The sequence below is a fragment of the Mesorhizobium sp. M0139 genome, from assembly GCF_040322455.1.
Classification (GTDB): domain Bacteria; phylum Pseudomonadota; class Alphaproteobacteria; order Rhizobiales; family Rhizobiaceae; genus Mesorhizobium.
The window spans coordinates 14,485-32,166 of record NZ_JAMYTN010000006.1 but is presented as its reverse complement, the minus strand read 5'-3'; the positions used below and the strand labels follow the sequence as shown (position 1 = coordinate 32,166).

At 65.3% G+C, this 17,682-nt stretch carries 15 protein-coding genes; 10 read left to right on the top strand and 5 right to left on the bottom strand.

Annotation, left to right across the window (positions count from 1 at the left end):
- The first annotated feature begins 155 nt into the window (after nucleotides 1–155).
- Together NKJ58_RS11625 and NKJ58_RS11620 are read left to right on the top strand one after the other, a co-directional pair.
- Complete coding sequence (locus tag NKJ58_RS11625) at nucleotides 156–2,705, top strand: caspase family protein (RefSeq protein WP_352853145.1); 2,550 nt, start codon at nucleotides 156–158, stop codon at nucleotides 2,703–2,705.
- Nucleotides 2,706–2,719: 14 nt separating this feature from the next.
- Nucleotides 2,720–3,025: a hypothetical protein gene (locus NKJ58_RS11620; RefSeq protein WP_023740074.1), complete on the top strand. Its 306-nt coding sequence runs from the start codon at nucleotides 2,720–2,722 to the stop codon at nucleotides 3,023–3,025.
- A gap of 42 nt (nucleotides 3,026–3,067) precedes the next feature.
- Here NKJ58_RS11620 and NKJ58_RS11615 read toward each other — a convergent pair whose 3' ends face one another.
- The gene (locus NKJ58_RS11615; RefSeq protein ID WP_502902291.1) at nucleotides 3,068–3,706 is read right to left on the bottom strand and encodes a TetR/AcrR family transcriptional regulator; all 639 of its coding nucleotides are present in this window, start codon (nucleotides 3,704–3,706) and stop codon (nucleotides 3,068–3,070) included.
- A gap of 447 nt (nucleotides 3,707–4,153) precedes the next feature.
- On the opposite strand from NKJ58_RS11615, the gene NKJ58_RS11610 reads away from it, so the two are divergent.
- The 3 genes from NKJ58_RS11610 to NKJ58_RS11600 are packed head-to-tail and all read left to right on the top strand — an operon-like array spanning nucleotide 4,154 to nucleotide 7,907.
- A complete protein-coding gene (locus NKJ58_RS11610) occupies nucleotides 4,154–4,630 on the top strand; it encodes a (2Fe-2S)-binding protein (RefSeq protein ID WP_023742406.1) in 477 nt (158 codons plus the stop codon).
- Entirely contained in the window at nucleotides 4,627–5,610 is a 984-nt protein-coding gene (locus tag NKJ58_RS11605; protein ID WP_352853142.1) for an FAD binding domain-containing protein, read from the top strand. The genes NKJ58_RS11610 and NKJ58_RS11605 overlap by 4 nt, the downstream gene beginning before the upstream one ends.
- Nucleotides 5,607–7,907 (top strand): xanthine dehydrogenase family protein molybdopterin-binding subunit, encoded by a 2,301-nt coding sequence (locus NKJ58_RS11600; RefSeq protein ID WP_352853141.1) that lies wholly within the window; start codon nucleotides 5,607–5,609, stop codon nucleotides 7,905–7,907. The genes NKJ58_RS11605 and NKJ58_RS11600 overlap by 4 nt, the downstream gene beginning before the upstream one ends.
- 184 nt (nucleotides 7,908–8,091) lie before the next feature.
- On the opposite strand, the gene NKJ58_RS11595 is transcribed toward NKJ58_RS11600, so the two are convergent.
- Entirely contained in the window at nucleotides 8,092–9,102 is a 1,011-nt protein-coding gene (locus tag NKJ58_RS11595; RefSeq protein ID WP_352497225.1) for a zinc-dependent alcohol dehydrogenase family protein, read from the bottom strand.
- 106 nt (nucleotides 9,103–9,208) lie between these two features.
- On the opposite strand from NKJ58_RS11595, the gene NKJ58_RS11590 reads away from it, so the two are divergent.
- Nucleotides 9,209–10,156, top strand: a complete 948-nt coding sequence (locus tag NKJ58_RS11590) for a LysR family transcriptional regulator (RefSeq protein ID WP_352853139.1) — start codon at nucleotides 9,209–9,211, stop codon at nucleotides 10,154–10,156.
- 95 nt (nucleotides 10,157–10,251) lie between these two features.
- Nucleotides 10,252–10,752, top strand: a complete 501-nt coding sequence (locus NKJ58_RS11585) for a hypothetical protein (protein WP_352759537.1) — start codon at nucleotides 10,252–10,254, stop codon at nucleotides 10,750–10,752.
- Between the two features lie 142 nt (nucleotides 10,753–10,894).
- Here the strand turns inward: NKJ58_RS11585 and NKJ58_RS11580 are convergent, their stop codons facing one another.
- The 3 genes from NKJ58_RS11580 to NKJ58_RS11570 are packed head-to-tail and all read right to left on the bottom strand — an operon-like array spanning nucleotide 10,895 to nucleotide 13,651.
- Nucleotides 10,895–11,782, bottom strand: a complete 888-nt coding sequence (locus tag NKJ58_RS11580; protein ID WP_023672511.1) for a ribokinase — start codon at nucleotides 11,780–11,782, stop codon at nucleotides 10,895–10,897.
- Nucleotides 11,779–12,654, bottom strand: coding sequence for a MurR/RpiR family transcriptional regulator (locus NKJ58_RS11575; RefSeq protein ID WP_023672510.1), 876 nt, complete (start codon nucleotides 12,652–12,654; stop codon nucleotides 11,779–11,781). Before NKJ58_RS11575 ends, NKJ58_RS11580 begins: the two co-directional genes overlap by 4 nt.
- Nucleotides 12,655–12,667: 13 nt before the next feature.
- Entirely contained in the window at nucleotides 12,668–13,651 is a 984-nt protein-coding gene (locus NKJ58_RS11570; protein ID WP_352853138.1) for a TIM barrel protein, read from the bottom strand.
- Nucleotides 13,652–13,889: 238 nt separating this feature from the next.
- Here NKJ58_RS11570 and NKJ58_RS11565 point away from each other — a divergent pair, with 238 nt between their 5' ends.
- Genes NKJ58_RS11565 through NKJ58_RS11555 form a run of 3 tightly spaced genes read left to right on the top strand, consistent with a single transcriptional unit; the run spans nucleotide 13,890 to nucleotide 17,675 of the window.
- On the top strand, nucleotides 13,890–14,492 hold the full coding sequence (locus NKJ58_RS11565) for a CDP-alcohol phosphatidyltransferase family protein (RefSeq protein ID WP_023703071.1): 603 nt from the start codon (nucleotides 13,890–13,892) through the stop codon (nucleotides 14,490–14,492).
- Nucleotides 14,493–14,533: 41 nt separating this feature from the next.
- Entirely contained in the window at nucleotides 14,534–16,315 is a 1,782-nt protein-coding gene (locus tag NKJ58_RS11560) for a bifunctional alpha/beta hydrolase/class I SAM-dependent methyltransferase (RefSeq protein ID WP_031205197.1), read from the top strand.
- Between the two features lie 4 nt (nucleotides 16,316–16,319).
- A complete protein-coding gene (locus NKJ58_RS11555; RefSeq protein WP_352519858.1) occupies nucleotides 16,320–17,675 on the top strand; it encodes a phosphatase PAP2/dual specificity phosphatase family protein in 1,356 nt (451 codons plus the stop codon).
- Nucleotides 17,676–17,682 lie beyond the last annotated feature (7 nt).

Here is a 17,682-nt window from a genome sequence, read left to right as displayed (position 1 = left end):
CCCTGCGGTCGGTCGACGCCGAAAGAAATCGCCTGCCATGGTCTGGCGGTGACGGGCCTTTCACTTTATGCTGTGGCAGGTTGCATACTCTCAACGGACCTTGATGCCGCAAGCGGTGTTCTCGTCGGCGTCAGGCCGCGACCAGGAGTTTTGTCATGCTCCGACTTTGCGGATTCATCGCGGCCTTCATCCTTGCCGGCCTCACAAGCTTTGAGGCCTGCGCCGATCGAAGGGTCGCGCTCGTCATCGGCAATTCCGATTATCGCGACATCCCGGCGCTGAAGAACCCGGCCAAGGATGCCCAGGATGTATCGGCCACGTTCCGGCTGGCGGGCTTCGAGGTTTTCGTCGCCGAGAATCTCACCAAGCAGCAGTTCGAAGGCCAGTTCCGGGACTATCTGGCCGCCGCCGACGGCGCCGATCTCGCCGTCGTCTACTATTCCGGGCACGGCTTTCAGATCGGCGGCGAGAATTTCCTGATACCCGTCGACGCCTCGTTGAAGAAGGCGGCCGACATCGAGGTCCAGGCCATCAAGCTCAACGACGTGCTGGAGCAGCTGCGCTCGAAGTCGAAGATCCAGGTGATCATCCTCGATGCCTGCCGCAACAACCCCTTCCCGCGCAACAATTACTGGCTGCGCGACCAGCTTGTCACCGCCGGCAATACCGGGCTGGCGCAGGTGCGAAGCTCGCTCAACACGCTGATTGCCTTCGCCACCGAACCAGGCGCGGTCGCCTATGACGGCAGCGGCGACCTCAGCCCGTTTTCATCGGCCTTTTCGCGGCGCGCGCTGGCGCCGAACCAGGAGATCCGCACGGTCATGTCGGCGGTGCGCCGCGATGTCGTGCAGGCCACCAACGGCATGCAGGTGCCCTGGGAAAATTCCTCGCTGATCGATGACGTGGTGCTGGTGCGCCGCAACAACCGGCCTTCGCTGCCGCCAGTGCTGGAGAAGGTAGTGCTCTCGGGGGTCGGTCCTGTCGCTCTCGGCCTGCCGGAGCCGGTCGATGTCGATGGCGGCGCTATCAGCGTCAGCATCGAACGTCCGCCGGCAATGGGCCGTCTGGTGCTGGACGGCAAAGACGTCGCGGTGGGCGAACCGATCGCCGGCAAGGACCTGCCGCGCCTGCAGATGGATGTCCCCAAAGGCGCCGCCACGCAGGACGAGGTGGATATGCTGGCCTATGCCACGCATGACAATTGGGGCGGGGGGAGCCAGGGCATACTCGTGTTCCGCGTCAAGAGCGGCGAAGGTGCGGCGGGTCAGCAGATCATGGCTTCGCTCGAGGCCGAGCAGAAGCAGCAGGTGCTGGATCGCGGCATCCACATCACCGGCGCTGCCGAAGCGATCGAGAACCGCAAGCTTGATATTCCCGTCGGCGTCGGCCCCGTCGCGCTCAATCTGGATTTCCCCACCGACGATCCGGCGGTCAGCCTGAAGGTCTCGGGGTATCCGGCAACGGGAACGCTGTCATTGCCTGATCGAACCTTGTCGCCGCAATCCAGCCTTCTGGCCGGTGAAGTCGACCATCTCCGTTACGAGCCGCAGATCGGCGCCGGCGCGCCGGTCGAGGTCGGCTTCGAAATCCGGGCCGACAGCAGCTCGGCCAAGCCGGCGACGATGAAGCTGTCGCCGACGGTCGATGCCTGCGATACCGCCGCCGGCGAGCCTCTCGACCTGCAAGGCGTGGTGCCCGGCCTGCTGCCGAACGAGATCGGCGCCGGTGCGGTGGCAGCCTGCGAGGCGGCCGTGAAAACCTATCCAGACGTCGCCCGCTTCCACTACGAGCTCGGCCGCGCCCTGCTTGCGGCAGGCCAGGTTAGAGAGGCCAGGACAGCCATCGAGGACGCCGCCAAGAAAGGCCATGTGCGCGCCGTCTTCGAACTCGGCTATCTCAACGCAACCGGAACCGGGACGGCCATCGACCGCACCCAGGCCAACGCTCTCTACAAGGCTGCCGCCGACAAGGGCGATCCTTACGGTATGACCTCGTGGGGACGCGCGCTGTTCAATGGCTATGGCGTCAACCGCGATACGGCCAAGGGCCTCGACCTGCTGCTCAAGGCGGCGGCCATGGGGCACACCTATGCCATGAACGATCTTGCCGCCATCTTCACCGAGGGCCGCAATGGCGTGCCTGCCGATCCGGCCCGCGCCGTCGCCTTCCTGCAAGCGGGGGTGCAGCGCCAAGACATGTATTCGATGAACCTGCTCGGCCGCAATTACCTCGCCGGCCAGGGCATCGACAAGGATCCGAAGACGGCGCAGGCCCTGTTCCAGCAGGCCACCGATCTTGGCCAGCCCTACGCGCCCGGCAGCCTCGCCCGCATGTACAGGGATGGCGCCGGTGTGCGCCAGGACCCGGCGGAAGCGCAAAGGCTGTTCGAACTGGCGACCACGCGCGGCGATCCGTCGAGCGCCTATGATCGCGCGGCGCTCGAAATGGCGAAAGGCGACAAGGCCGATCAGGCTGTCGCGGTGCGCTTCCTGGCATTCGCCGTCGCGCTCGATCTGCGCAAGGAGTTGCCGGACGCCAAAAAGGGCCTGGCGCAGTTCGGCACCAAGCCGAAAACGGCAGCTTTGGACGCGCTGCGTCAGGAGCTCAAGTCGAAGATCCCCCCGTCCGGTTCGCTGGACATGCAACTGGTCAATGCGGCCCGGGGGGTCTGGGAAGAAGCCAATCCGCGTCGGGATTTGTTCTGAACAATAAGGAGGCCATGGTGGGCAAGGCATTCAAGCAGACATTCGGGCAGGCATTCATCGGGATAATTCTATCCGGCGTTCTGGCCGGGCTCATGGGCTGCACCTCCGTGTCGCCGATGTTTGAGCCGGCACCGCCGGTGAAACATCGCAAGGTGGTTCGCGTAGCACCTCAGCCAAAGGTGGTCAGATACAAGAAGGCGGCCACCGGCAAAGTGATCAAGCCGGCCGAGGAGATCCCGCAAAAGCCGCCCGTGATTCCTTCTCTCGGCGGTAGCGGCGGAGGCAACGGCGGAAGCAGCGGAGGCGGCGGTTGGGGATGAGGATGGCGCCGAGCGAAAAACTGGTTTCCTGAAATGGGGTGACTACCCGTCACTTCGCTTGCCAGCTCCGAACCTCAACCCGTCCATCAGCAGCTTGACCAGCCGGCGCGAGCGGTCGCGCCAGTCCTTGGTGTCGGGGGCCGAGTAGATTCCGCCGAGTGCATGCAGCACATCGGAGGCGTCGACGTCGCTGCGGATCGAGCCTTCCGCCACTGCCGCCTCGACCAGTTGCCGCAAGGCCAGCGACACCCGGCCCGACATGTCGGAGAACACGGCGGAATTGGTGTTGAACAGGATGCGCAGGCTGGCCGCCAGGCCGCGCTTGGTGGCGATGTAGTCGACGAAGCGCTGCATCCACTGTTCCAGCGCCACATCGGCCGAATGGTGCCTGGCGAGATCATCGGCCGCCGCGCAGAGCGCCTCGACTTCACGCCGATAGACCACCTCGACCAGATGCTCGCGGGTTGGAAAATGCCGGTACAGCGTGCCGATGCCGACGCCCGCCTGGCGCGCGATCTCCTCCAGCGAGGCATCGACGCCGTGCTCGGCAAAGGCCGCTGCCGCAACCTCGACCAGCCGGTCGCGGTTGCGTTGCGCATCGGCGCGCAGCGGCCTTGGCGCTGCGGCTTCGCGCCTCTCGCCGGCAATTGCTTGCGACTGCTCGGTCAATTTTTTCTCCACTGTCGAAATATGGGGGCTTGAACCCAAAGGGGTAAGCCCCCAACTGAATAAACGGAGGCGCCTCCGTTTTAGTGGAGCAGCCTCATCATATAATCAGGGGAGCCGGTATGTCACGTGTTGAGATTGTGAAGACTGAAGCATCCCCTGCCCGCTGGAAAGTCAGGGCGGCCGAGCTGTCAATCTCCCCCTCGTGGGGGAGATGTCCGGCAGGACAGAGGGGGGCCCTGTCCCGCCAGCCTATCGAGGCCTGACCAACACCCGCTTGGAAAAGGTCTATTTCGATGGATGTAAATCGGGAACGTCGCATTCCTTCGCGCCTCCCTCTGCCCTGCTGGGCATCTCCCCCACAAGGGGCGAGATTAGGCGCACCGTCGCCTCTTCCCTTTTCCTCTCCCACTCGGACGCCATTTCAATCCCCTGGCGTCAAGCAACTGGAGCCAGACGCCCATGACCAGCCAGACCATCCACCTCACCATCAACGGGCACGACCATGAACTGCAGGTCGAGCCGCGCGTCACGCTGCTTGACGCCTTGCGTGATCGCCTCGACCTGACCGGCACCAAGAAGGGTTGCGACCAGGGCCAGTGCGGCGCCTGCACGGTGCATGTCGAGGGACAGCGCGTGCTGGCCTGCCTGACGCTTGCAGCACAAGCCGAAGGCCGCGAGATCACCACCATCGAAGGATTGGCCGGCGACGACGGCACGCTTAACGCGGTTCAGGCTGCTTTCCTCGACCAGGATGCTTTCCAGTGCGGTTACTGCACGCCCGGACAGATCATGTCGGCGGTGGCCTGCATCCGCGAGGGCCATGCCGGCTCGGATGACGAAATCCGCGAATACATGGCAGGCAATCTCTGCCGCTGCGGCGCCTATCCGCACATCGTTGCCGCCGTGCGCCAGGCGGCACTGGAGGTCGCGTCATGAGGGATTTTTCGTACATTCGCGCCGATACACTCGATGCCGCACGCCAAGCTGCCGCCCTGCCCGGCGCCATGCTGCTTGCCGGCGGCACGACGCTGGTCGATCTCGCCAAATGCGGCGTTGCCGAACCCGACAGCCTGGTCGACGTCACCCATCTCAAAGGGCTCGACGCCATCAAGGTCGACGCTGACAGTGCCATGATCGGCGCGCTGGCCAAGATGAGCCACGTCGCCGACCATGCCGAGATCAAGAGCCGCTTCCCCGCGGTCTCGGAAGCGCTGTGGCAGGCGGCCTCCGCGCAACTCCGCAACATGGCGACCATCGGCGGCAATCTCATGCAGCGCACGCGCTGCCCCTATTTCCGCGATCCCGCGAATTTTCCCGCTTGCAACAAGCGCTCGCCCGGCACCGGCTGCTCGGCAATCGGTGGCGTCACCCGCGGCCATGCCGTGCTCGGCACCAGCGACGCCTGCATCGCCATGTATCCCGGTGACCTCGCCACCGCGCTGGTCGCCTTCGATGCCGTGGTTCATCTTGGCGAACGCCAGGTTGCCGTCGACGACTTCTTTCTCCTGCCCGGCGCCACGCCCGACAGGGAACATGCCATCCAACCGGGCGAGATGATCACCGCCATCAGCATCCCGGCTTCAGCCGCCGCCCGGCGTTCGACCTATCTCAAGGTTCGCGACCGGCAGTCCTATGAGTTCGCCGCTGCAAGTGCCGCGGTCGGCATCGACTTCGAAGCCGATGGCCGCACCATTCGCGACCTGCGCGTCGCGCTGGGCGGCGTCGCGACAAAGCCATGGCGTTCGCATGCCGTGGAAGCGGCACTGAAGGGCAAGGTGCTCAGCGAAGACAGGGTGCGGGCGGCCAGCTTGCTCGCCATGGAAGGGGCCATCGACCACGGCGCCAACCACTACAAGATCGAACTGGCGCCGCGCGTCGTTGCCCGCGCCATCCTCAAGACGGGAGCCATGGCATGACCATTCACGACCCGAGGACACGGCACGGCGACGCTTCGGACGGCACTGCCGATCAGGTTGGCGGGCGGCTGTCGCGCGTCGACGGCCCGGCCAAGATTACCGGTGCGGCAAAATACGCCGTCGAGCAGCAGCTCGATGGGCTAACCTACGGCGTCCTGGTCGAAAGCACGATCGCGTCAGGCAAGGTGCGCTCGATCGACACGTCAGCCGCGGAGGCGGCACCTGGTGTGCTCAAGGTGCTGACGCCGGACACCATCATGCCGCTGAAGACTGCATCGGACTGGTTCGGCACGCCGCCGCCGGACAAACCCTACTGCCCGCTGGCGCGCGACATCACCTTTTCGGGCCAGCATGTCGCCGCGGTCATCGCGGAGACTTTCGAGCAGGCCGTCGCGGCAGCGGCGATGGTCAAGGTCAGCTATGACCAGACGCCGGCCATCGTCGACCTCAGCGACGCCAAGGCCGGCGACGGCATTCCGATCGCCGCCATGACCAAGGAATGGGGCGATGCGCAGGCCGCTTTCGCCGCTGCCCCGGTGCGCGTCTGCGGCGCCTATAACACGCCGCGCGAATACCAGGCGCCGATGGAGCCGCATGGCCTCATCGCGCGCTGGGAGGGCGATCGGCTGACCGTGTGGGAACCGAGCCAGTGGCTCGACGGCATGGCCCGCACCTATGCCGAATGGTTCGGCGTGCCGTTCGAAAATGTACGGCTGGTCTCGCCTTATATCGGTGGCGGCTTCGGCTCCAAGGCATTGGCGCTCGGCCATGGCGCGGTGGCGGCTGCCGCAGCAAAAATGCTGGGACGTCCGGTGCGGGTCGTGATGACGCGGCCGCAGACTTTTACCGGCTATGGCGGCCGCGCCGCGACCCGCCAGACGGTGACGATCGGCGCCGACCGTGACGGAAAGATCCAGTCGATCGTGCATCGCGGCGTCAATGAAACGTCGATCGACGGCATGTGGGTCGAGCCTTTGGGCGTGGTCACCTCGATCATGTATGCGACGCCCAACTTCTCCTCGAAGCAGAATGTCGTGCGGGTGAATTCGGTGGTGCCCGGCGCCATGCGCGCGCCGGGCGAAAACCCTAGCGCCTTCGGCATCGAAAGCGCCATTGACGAGCTCGCCTACGAGGTCGGCATCGATCCGCTGGAGATCCGGCTGAGGAATTACGCCGAGCAGGATCCGCACGCAAAAAAGGCTTGGTCGACGCGGCAGTTGCGCGAGGCTTTCGCGGCTGGCGCCGAACGCTTCGGCTGGGCCCAGCGCACGTCCAAACCGCGTTCGATGCGCGACGGCAACCAGCTGATCGGCTGGGGCGTCGCCGCCGGCACCTATCCGGTGCGGCGCGCTTATGGCGAGGCCATCGTGCGTATCCTTGCCAACGGCTCGGTCGAGGTCGAAAGCTCCTCGATCGACATGGGCCAAGGCACCTACACGATCCTGGCGCAGACGGCGGCCGAAACGGTCGGCGTGGCGGCCGACCATGTCGTCGTGAAGCTCGGCGATTCCCGGTATCCCCGCGCCGGCGTGGCCGGCGGGTCGCGGCTGGCCGGCGTGATGACGGGCGCGGTCTACAAGGCGGCGACATCGGCGCTCGATCAGCTTGTCGGACTGGCGATCAGCGATCCGCGCTCGCCCTTCCACGCGCTGCAGGCCAACACGCTGGTCGTCGCCAATGGCCGCATCAGGTCGCCGCGCGGCGATGGTCCCGATGTCTCGATCGCCGACCTGCTGGCCAGCGTCGGCCGCGACCGCATCGAGGCCACCGGCGACACCATGCCGGCGAACTCGACCGCCGAGGATCGCTACAAGAACTACACCACCATCGCGGCGGCACTGCCGCACACCGAGGGCGACTATTCGCGCCACTCCTGGTGCGCGCATTTCATCGAGGTGCGCGTCGACGAGGATTTCGGCACCGTGCGCGTGTCGCGCGTGGTGTCGGCGCTGGATTCGGGCCGGCTCTACAACCCCAAGCTGGCCGAAAGCCAGTGGAAGGGCGGCATCATCATGGGCATCGGCCAGGCGCTGCTGGAAGAAGGCATTGTCGACCGCAGGCATGGCCGCATCGTCAACAACAATCTCGGCGACTATCTGGTGCCGACCAATGCCGACATCCCCGATATCGAGGTCATCTCGGTCGGCATTCCCGACCTGCACTCTTCGGTGCTCGGCGGCAAGGGTGTCGGCGAACTGGCCATCGTCGGCGTAGCGCCAGCGATCGCCAATGCGGTGTTCCATGCGACGGGAAAAAGAGTGCGGGATTTGCCGATCACGCTGGAGAAGTTGATCTAGGAAGCGGCGTGCGTAATCTCCCCCCTTGAGGGGGAGATGTCGCCGAAGGCGACAGAGGGGGTCGCCTCTCGTAGAGCGCCAACCTCCTTCCGCCGCAGTAGGTCGAGCCCGGTCGGACCGACCCCCTCTGCCCTGCCGGGCATCTCCCCCTCAAGGGGGGAGATTGGCAGCTCGCGCGCCTCGGTTACCAGTCGAGCTTGAACGCAAGTTTGCCGAAATGCTGCCCGCCTGCCGCCATGTGCGCGTAGGCTTCGGCCGCCTGCTCCTGGCTGAACACCTTGTCGACGACCGGGTCGATGCGGGCGGCGGCGATGGCGCGGACGGCGGCGCGAAGGTCAGATACCGACCCGGTGTTGTTGCCGATCACCTTCAGTGCCTTGATGATGATCGGCAGCAGGTCGACCGTGGCCTCGGCGCCGGTGACGAAACCGATGGTGAACAGCGTGCCGCCAGGCGCGGTGGCGTTGACGGCGCGGGCGAAGGTGGCGGTGCCGGCGGTCTCGACGACGAGGTCGGCGCCGAGGCCGCCGGTCAGTTCCAGCACCTTGCCGTCCCAGTCGGGCGTCGCGCGGTAGTTGATGAGATGATCGGCGCCGAGTGCCTTCGCCCGCTCCAGCTTCTCGTCCGACGAAGAAGTGATGATGACGGTTGCGCCGGCGGCTTTCGCCAGCTGAAGGGTGAAGATGGAGACGCCGCCGGTGCCGAGCAGCACGACGACCGAGCCCGGCCCGACATCGGCGGCGCGGACGGCGTTCCAGGCGGTGGTCGCGGCGATCGGCAGGGTCGACGCCGCCTCGAAAGAGAGACGAGCCGGTACCGGCACGAGCGAGTTGGCCGGCAGCGCGACATATTCGGCGAGCGACCCCGGCAGCGAAATTCCGCGCATCTGCGTCATCTCGTTAGGCCGGGGCGGACCGCCGATCCAGCGCGGCTTGGCATGGGCAACGACGCGATCGCCGACGGCGAAATCCGTAACGCCCTCCCCCAGCGCGACGATCTCGCCGGCGCCGTCGGCGACGGGAATGAGCGGAAAGCCGGGCACGCGATAATTGCCGCTGGCCACCGCCACATCGACGAAATTCAGGCTCGCGGCGCGCTGGCGGATCAGCACTTCGCCGCGCTGCGGTTCAGGCGTGGCAATGGTGGTGGCGCGAAAGGCGTCCAGCTTGGCGGCGGTCAGTTCGATGGCTTTCATGGCTCACGCATTCCTGTTTAAGGGGTCAATCGTCAGGATTGAGTGAAGCTATCTGCTGCGCTACAAGCAGATAATCCGGAATTTTTACATTTGAATTCTGTGCTTTATGCAGCAATCACACGACCCCGCCAGCCTTGCCGAAATGGCCGCCTTTGCGGCCATCACGGAAGCGCGCTCCTTCACCAAGGCAGCGTTGCGCGTCGGGCGCGACTCGACGGTTCTGTCACGCCGCCTGCAATCGCTGGAGGAGCGGCTCGGCGTGCGGCTGCTGCACCGGACCACCCGAAGCGTGTCGTTGACGGAGGCCGGAGCGGAGTTCCTGGTGCGTGTCCGCGCCATCCTGGCCTCGGTAGACGAAGCTGAGGCTGCTGCTTCCGCGCATGCCAGCGGGGCTCCGCGGGGCTTGCTGCGGCTGGCGCTGCCGGGAACCTTTGGCCGTATGTGGATCGGGCCGCTGCTGCCGCAATTTCTAGCGACGTTCCCGGATGTCAGCATCGAGGCCGAGTTCTCCAACCGGTTCGTCGATCTCGTTGCAGAGAACTTCGATGTCGCCGTCCGTCTCGGCGCGCTGGAGGACTCGCGCCTGGTGGCGCGCAAGATCGCGACACGGCGGCGGTTGCTGTGCGCTGCTCCCTCCTACCTCGCCCGCCGGGGCACGCCGGAAGCGCCGGAAGCGCTCACAGAACACGCCTGCCTCGGCTTCTCCGGCTTCCAGACCTTTCCAACCTGGGAGATGACCGACAGTTCGGGACGCCGCGTCAACGTCGACGTCTCGGGGCCGATGGTGTGCGACGATGCCGAGGTGCTGGTCGAAGCCGCGGTGCAAGGCCTCGGCCTGATGATGAGCACCGACTGGCTTGTCGGACGCGAACTCGCCGACGGACGGCTGGTGCCGGTGCTGGCGGACTGGACGCTGGCCGACGAAGGCGCGGTCTATGTCGTCATGCCCTCGGCCAAGGGACAAGCCGCCAAGACACGCGCCTTCGCCGAGTGGATCGGCAAGCGCTTCGCGCCGGAGCCGCCCTGGACGTCGAGGCCGGTCTCAAAGGCTTGATCAATGGGGCGCGCCGGGGGCTAAGACGGCATATGCCGCTGTCACCAGGCCTTTTGTCCTGTATGATCTCGTTGAATGTAGCTTGGGAGGGGATCATGCAAAGTGCATTGGCGAAGTTCATGATGGCAGGTTCCGTTCTGGCCGCGCTGCAAGCCGCGCAGCCGGCTTTTGCCGCGTCCTGCAACTGGAGCGCCAAGATGGAAGAAGACGAAGGCGGCAGCGTGCTGACGGCTTCGGTGTGCGGCGGACCGAAGGCCGATGCGCATCTGATGCTCGTCTGTTTCGACAAGCCGGTGCTGAGCTACGATCTGGGTGCGGCCGGCCAGCAGCTGGAACCCGGCATCAGCGCTTCCTTCACCTTCAAGGGCGGTGACAAAAGCGTGACCAAAAAGCTCGACCTCGAGGCCATGTACAATTACTTCACGGCTGAGCTGAGCAAAGACGATCCACTGCTCGGCTTGTTGCGCGGCAAGGGCGACGTCACGGTTACGGCCGACAAATATGGCGAGAACAGCTTTCCGCTGACGGGCTCGAGCGCTGCGATCGGTAAGGTGCTGGCGCAGTGCGGCAAAGGTTCGGCCGGCGAAGCGGACTGAAGCTCCCTACTTTCGACCACGCAGCTTGGTCCCGCGCCTCCGTCAGGGGCAAAGCCAAGCAGGTTCTCGCCGCGCCCGGTTTGCCGTTTCGCTCATCGACGGGGGCACGGGTTTTGGAGGCGGCAATATGCGGCCTGAGTTTTCAACGCGAGCTGCGCTCTCCCTCCGGTGTCGCCACCACCAAGGCGGCGGCGGCATTGGCCGTGGCAATCGCCGCTTCTATCGGATGGCCACGCGCAAGGCCTGCCGCGAAGGCGCCGACGAATTCGTCGCCGGCGCCATGGGTGCTGACGACTTTTACCGGAATGGCGCCCAGCGCGAAGGCCGCGCCCGTCCGGTCGCAATAGGCGACCCCCTCACCGCCGGCGGTGACAATCGCCGAGGGGTAGGCATCGATAAGCCGCCGTGCGGCTTCGGTTGCGCCGGCGAGCGTATCGACCGGAACGCCGGCCAAAAATTCCGCTTCGATGGCGTTGACGATGACGATGTCTGTCAGCGCGGTCAATTCGGCCGACAGTGTTCGCGCCGGTGCGGCGTTGAGCACGACGCGGCCGCCGGATGCCTTCACCGCGCGCGCGGCAGCGATGTTGGCGGCATCGGGCACTTCGTTCTGCAGCAACAGCACTGCCGTCTGTACCACCACCTCGCCCGCAGCCGCGATGTCATCACCGCCCAGGATGAGATTGCTGCCGGAGACGATCACCGCACCATAGTCGCCATCGCTGTCGAAGATCGCCACGCTCATGCCGGAGCCTGCGCCGGCCGCCACGCGCACGAAGCGGCGATCGACGCCGGTGCGATCGAGATTGGCCAGCAGCGCCGTGCCGAAATCGTCGTCGCCGACGGCGCCGATCATCGCCGCACGCACGCCGGCGCGTGCCGCCGAGACCGCCTGGTTGCCGCCCTTGCCGCCGCATTTCGGCTGCCAGGCACGGCCGGTCACCGTCTCCCCCTTGCGCGGACGGTCGGGCGCGTCGACCATGATGTCGTAATGCAGGCTGCCGAAGACGGTGACCAGCGGAACCGTCATGTGCCCCGGTCTTTTCGCTTCGAGGTGACCGCCGACATGGTGCGGCCGAGATTGCGCTCCGCCGCCTGGTAGTCGCGCTGCGCCACCGCCACGAACAGCGCGTCGAGAATGTTGAGCTGCGCGATGCGCGCCGCCGCGTTCTCGCCCATCAGCGGCGACCCCTGTGCCGTCGAGCACAGCACGATGTCGGCAATCTGCGCCAGCGGCGAGTTGTCGTAGTTGGTGATGGCCAGCGTGCGGGCGCCGCTCTTGCGGGCTAGATGGATGGCGTCGATGACGGCCGACGTATTGCCGGAATGCGAAAAGCCGACGGCGATGTCGTCGGCGCCGAGCAGCGAGGCCGACATCAGCATCATATGCGAGTCGTCATAGACAGACGCGCGGATGCCGATGCGCAGGAATTTGTGCGAGACGTCACGGGCGATCTGGGCGGACCCGCCAACGCCGTAAAAGTCGCGGTTCCTGGCGCGGTAGAGCAGATCGGCGGCACGGTCGAAATCGTCCATGTCGAGGATCGCGAGCGTCTCCTCCAGCGCCTGGATCGAGGTGCGGAACACTTTCTGCACGATCTCGGCCGAGCTGTCGTCGACCGACAGTTCCTGGTGCATCTCGGCGGTCGGGAGGCGGCTGTATTCATAGACGGCGGTGCGGAAGTCGCGGTAGCCGGAGAAGCCGAGTTTCTTGGCGATCTTGACCACCATCGCCTCCGACACGCCGGCCTCCTCGGCGATCTGCTTGAGCGGAATGGTCTCGTCGAAACCGCGCCGGCCGAAGACGGTTTCCACCACCTTGGCCTCAAGCGGGGTGAGATGCGGCATCATCATGCGGATGCGCGGCCCCACGGCTTTCAGATCGAGATTGCTCAACGTCATCCACGTCCCCTCGTCACGACCCGAGCATGGCTTCCTGGACGATAGCCTGCGACGTCACGGCGTCCTGGCTGTCCATGGCGGCGGACAGGCGGTTATCCTTCTCCAGCCGGTCGACAACGCGCAGCAGGCGCTTGACGGTGGCGATGTTGACTTCGCATTCGCGCACCGGATCGAGCCCGCTCATGTCGGGGAAGGTGTCGAAGTAGATGGCGCCGGCGTAGCCGTCGCGGCGGATCTGGCGCAGCAGTTCGATGGTCTGCAGCGTGTGCACCGCGCCGACCATCAGGCCGTCGTCGCGCTTGGCATAGCCATCGTTGAGATGGACGCCGAGCAGCTTGCTGTGGCGAGCGATCAGCGCCGCGGCGAAGGCCGGCTGTTCGTCGGCATAGAGCACATGGGCGAAATCGAGCGTGACGCCGAGAGTGGGTAGGCCGACCTCGCGGATCGCCAGCAAGGTGGTCGCCGCATCCGGCATCAGCGAGTAGGAGCGCGGTTCGTTAGGCTTGTACTCCAGGCTGATCTGGCAGCCGGGATCATGCGCGGCAACTTCACGAATCCCCTCGATTTCGTGCTGCCAGAGCGTCGCATAGTCAGTTTGAAATGCATAGTCGAAGCCATCCTGGCCCAGCCACAGCGTCATCAGACTGGCGCCGGCCGCGCGCACCGCATCGATACCGGCCTTGGTCAAGTCGATGGCTTCGCGGCGCACCGCCGGGTCCGGATTGGTGAAGGCGCCGAGCTTGAAGGCCGGATTGGAGTAGTAACGCATGGCAAAGCCATTGATGGAAAGCCCGAAATCACCGAGCTTTCGGGCGATTTCAGCCGGCTTTTCACTGACATGGTCGGGGAAATTAAGATCAAGGTCGGTCAGCCCGTCGACCTTGGCCGCGCGGGCTGCCATCTGCAGCATGGACGGCTTGCCGGTAAGATCAGGCCATTCGGCTTGCGGCCGCGAGGCGAAGGAATTCAGGCGGGTGGCGAAGCGACTGTTTGTCATGATGGACCTTTCAGTGATTTACTTCATATAAATACGAATATTTGTAAAGTTCTCATTTGCGAGGCGGTTTGTAGCGCGCAACATCCTGCTTGGCCGAGATCTTCGGCTGCGCCTCTGCATCCATGCCGGGAGTTTCGAATCCCGCAACGGTGCGGATGCTGGTGCAAGCCCTTGCGCCCTGCCTGCCGATTGACCAATCTCGCCGACACTGTCATGAGCCGCGGTTGGGGGATCGCACATGCCAACGCTTTATCAACTGAAACCGGCCTTTCAGGCCAGGCTGCGGCCGCTGGCCGACCGGCTGGCCGATGCCGGCGTCACCGCCAACCAGATCACGCTTCTCGCCGCGGCGCTCTCCATCGCCACCGGCCTGGTGGTCGCGGCCTTTGCCTACCATCCCCTGGTTTTCCTGTTGATGCCGGTGGTGCTGTTCGTGCGCATGGCGCTCAACGCCATTGACGGGATGCTGGCCAGGGAACATGGGCAAGCATCAAAACTCGGCATGTTTCTCAACGAACTCTGCGACGTCGTCTCGGACCTGGCGCTGATCCTGGCCTTTGCCACCTTGTTCCCGGCCTGGGGTGTCGTCGCCTTCGCTATTACCGCCATGCTTGTCGAGTTCGCCGGCGTGCTTGGCGTTGCCGCAGGCAGCGGGCGCAACTATGCCGGGCCGTTCGGCAAGAGCGACCGAGCCCTGGTGCTCGGCGTCATCGGCTTTCTCCTCGCTTGCGGCCTGTGGGTGGCGGGGATCGCGCCATTTGTGTTTCCGATCATGGCTACACTGTCGGGGATAACCGCCATCAACCGGATACGCAGCGGCCTTAGAGCGGGCGGCACCTGATGCCAAAGCGTCAGGCACCCGACCGCCAGAGGGAAACCATGATCCACCAGACCATCGCCGCCCTAGCACCGGCAAGCCTCGAGCGCATCGCGCAGGAGCGCACGTTCAAGAGCCATGACGGCACCGAGATCTTCTACCGCTACTGGCCGGCCGCCGGGTCGGCGCCAAAGGGTGCGATCCTGCTGTTCCATCGCGGCCACGAGCATGGCGGCCGCATGGCGCATCTGGTCGACGAGCTCGCCATGCCCGACCATGCCTTCTACGCCTGGGACGCCCGCGGCAATGGCCGATCGGCCGGCGAGCGCGGCTATGCGCCGTCCTTTGCCGCCCTGGTGCGTGATATCGACTGCCTGGTGCGCGAGATCGGCCGGGATGGTTTTGGCCAGCGCGACATCGCGCTGATCGCGCAGTCCTTCGGCGCCGTGCTGGCTGCTGCCTGGGTGCATGACTATGCGCCCGACATCCGCGCGCTGGTGGTGGCTTCACCGGCCTTTTCGGTCAAGCTCTACGTGCCCTTCGCCAAGGAGGGCATTGCGCTGTGGCAGAAGCTCAAGGGCCGCTTCTTCGTCAATTCCTACGTCAAGGCGAAGTTCCTGACGCATGATGCCGAGCGCATCGCTTCCTTCGACGCCGATCCGCTGATCACGCGACCGATCGCCTCCAACATCCTGGTCGAGCTTTACGACCACGCTGCCCGCATCGTCTCGGACGCGCGCGCCATCACCGTGCCGACGCAGCTCTTGATCTCCGGCAGCGATTGGGTGGTGCGGCATGGACCTCAGCACGAGTTCTTCGTCAATCTCGGCAGCAGCGCCAAGGAGCGGCATGTGCTGCCCGGCTTCTTCCACGACACGCTGGGCGAGCGCGATCGCAAGCAGGCGCTGGACCTGATCCGGCCATTCCTCGAAAAGCAATTTGCAACGCCGGAGAAAACCATCGACTTGCTTCAGGCCGACCGCGCCGGCTACACCCGCGACGAGGCAGAGAGGCTCGCCTCGCCGCTGACGCTGCTGTCGCCCAACGGTATTTTCTGGGCGATGAGTCGCGCCTCGATCCGCATGGGCGCCTGGCTGTCTTCGGGCATGAAGATCGGCATGGCCACCGGCTTCGATTCCGGCTCGACGCTCGACTATGTCTACGAGAACGATGCGCGCGGCACCGGCTTCATCGGCCGCATGATCGACCGCACCTTCCTCGACGCCATCGGCTGGCGCGGCATCCGCCAGCGCAAGCTGCATCTGGAAGAGCTGATCGGCAACGCCGCCGCCAGCCTGAAGGCAGCTGGCCGTCCCGTCCACATGCTCGACATCGCCGCCGGCCACGGCCGCTATGTACTCGATGCCGTCGCCAAATGCACTGAACCACCAGCAAGCGTGCGGCTGCAGGATTATTCCGAGCTCAATGTCGGACTGGGTTCGAAGCTGATAGCCGAGCGGCAGCTGCCGACCAGCGTCACCTTCCATCAGGCCGACGCCTTCGATGCCGACATGCTGGCCGGGCAAAAGCCGGCGCCGGACCTCGCCATCGTCTCCGGGCTTTACGAATTGTTCGCCGACAACACGATGATTTCCCGCTCGCTCGGCGGGCTGGCGAGCGCCATGCAACCCGGCAGCCTGCTCGTCTACACCAACCAGCCATGGCATCCGCAGCTGGAGATGATCGCGCGCAGCCTGACCTCGCATCGCGGCGGACAGGCCTGGGTGATGCGGCGGCGCACGCAAGGCGAGATGGACCAGTTGGTGACGGCTGCCGGTTTCGCAAAGATCGACCAGCGCATCGACCAATGGGGCATCTTCACCGTCTCGGTCGCACGGCGCGTCTGAGACCATGGCCCTGCCTGTCACTGACCCTGCCCCGGCGCGGGAACCCTATTTGGGCATCGTGCTGAGGGCAGCCCTTTGGCTGGTCCTGCTGGCGCCGTTCTTCTACGCGAGCTATGGCTTTGCCAACTGGCTGGCATCGCGGCGCGACCATGTCGGCAGCATCGTGTTTGCCTGGGAACACGCCATCCCGTTCGTCGCCTGGACGATCGTGCCCTACTGGTCTATCAATCTGTTCTACGGCCTGTCGCTGCTGCTCAACACGACCAGGCGCGGCGTCGACCGGCTCGCCGGCCGCTATCTCTCGGCGCAGATCATTGCCGTCGCCTGCTTCATCGCGTTCCCGCTGACGGCGACCTTCGTGCGGCCGGAAACCACCGGCCTGCCGGGTTTCCTGTTTGCGGTGCTCGGTGGTTTCGACAAGCCGTTCAACCAGGCGCCATCCCTGCACATCGCGCTGCTGGTGATCATTTGGGACCATTGGCGTCACGTTCTGGCACGTCACCGTCTCGGCGGCATTCTCCGCCCCGTCTGGCACGTCTGGTGTTTTCTCATCGGCGCCTCGGTACTGACGACCTGGCAGCATCATTTCATCGACATTCCGACCGGCGCCCTGCTCGGCCTGTTTGCGCTGTGGCTGTTTCCGTCCAAGGGCGAGCTGCCATTCTGGGGTTTTCGGTTGACCGCCGACCCAAGGGCGCGGCGGCTGGCGGGTTATTACGGGCTGGGGGCGGCCCTTGCTCTGGCCGGCGCTGCCGAGGGCGCGTTGGTCTCCGCCGATTTTATCATCCTGTTGTGGCCGGCATTGGCGCTGGCCATCGTCGCCTTCGCCTATGCTGGGGCCGGGGCCAAAGTGTTCCAGAAGGCAGCCGATGGCAGCGTCTCACTGGCCAACCGTATCCTGCTCCTGCCCTATCGGCTTGGCGCCCGGATCAATGTGTGGGTATGGACCCGCCAACTGGCGCCGCAAGCGGAGATCACCGACGGTGTTTTCCTCGGCCGGTTTCCGAGTGCCGACGATGCCAACCGCTTCGGCACAGTGATCGACCTTGCCGGCGAGATGGAACGGCCGCGCCGCGTGACCTGCCGCTGGATCAGCTACGCGATGCTCGACCTCGTGGCGCCGCCTCACGACAGGCTGGAGCGAGCGGTGGCGGCGATCGAGCTGGCGCGCCGGCGCGGCACCGTCCTGGTCTGCTGCGCGCTCGGCTTCCAGCGCAGTGCAGCCGTCGTCGCCGACTGGCTGGTTGTGACCGGACGCTCGCACACTGCCGCGCAGGCGCGCAGGAAACTCGCCGCATTGGGCCGGCCCGTGCATCTTCAGATCGGGCTGGAAGAACCGGGGCTGGAAGAACCGACATGAGTTGGCC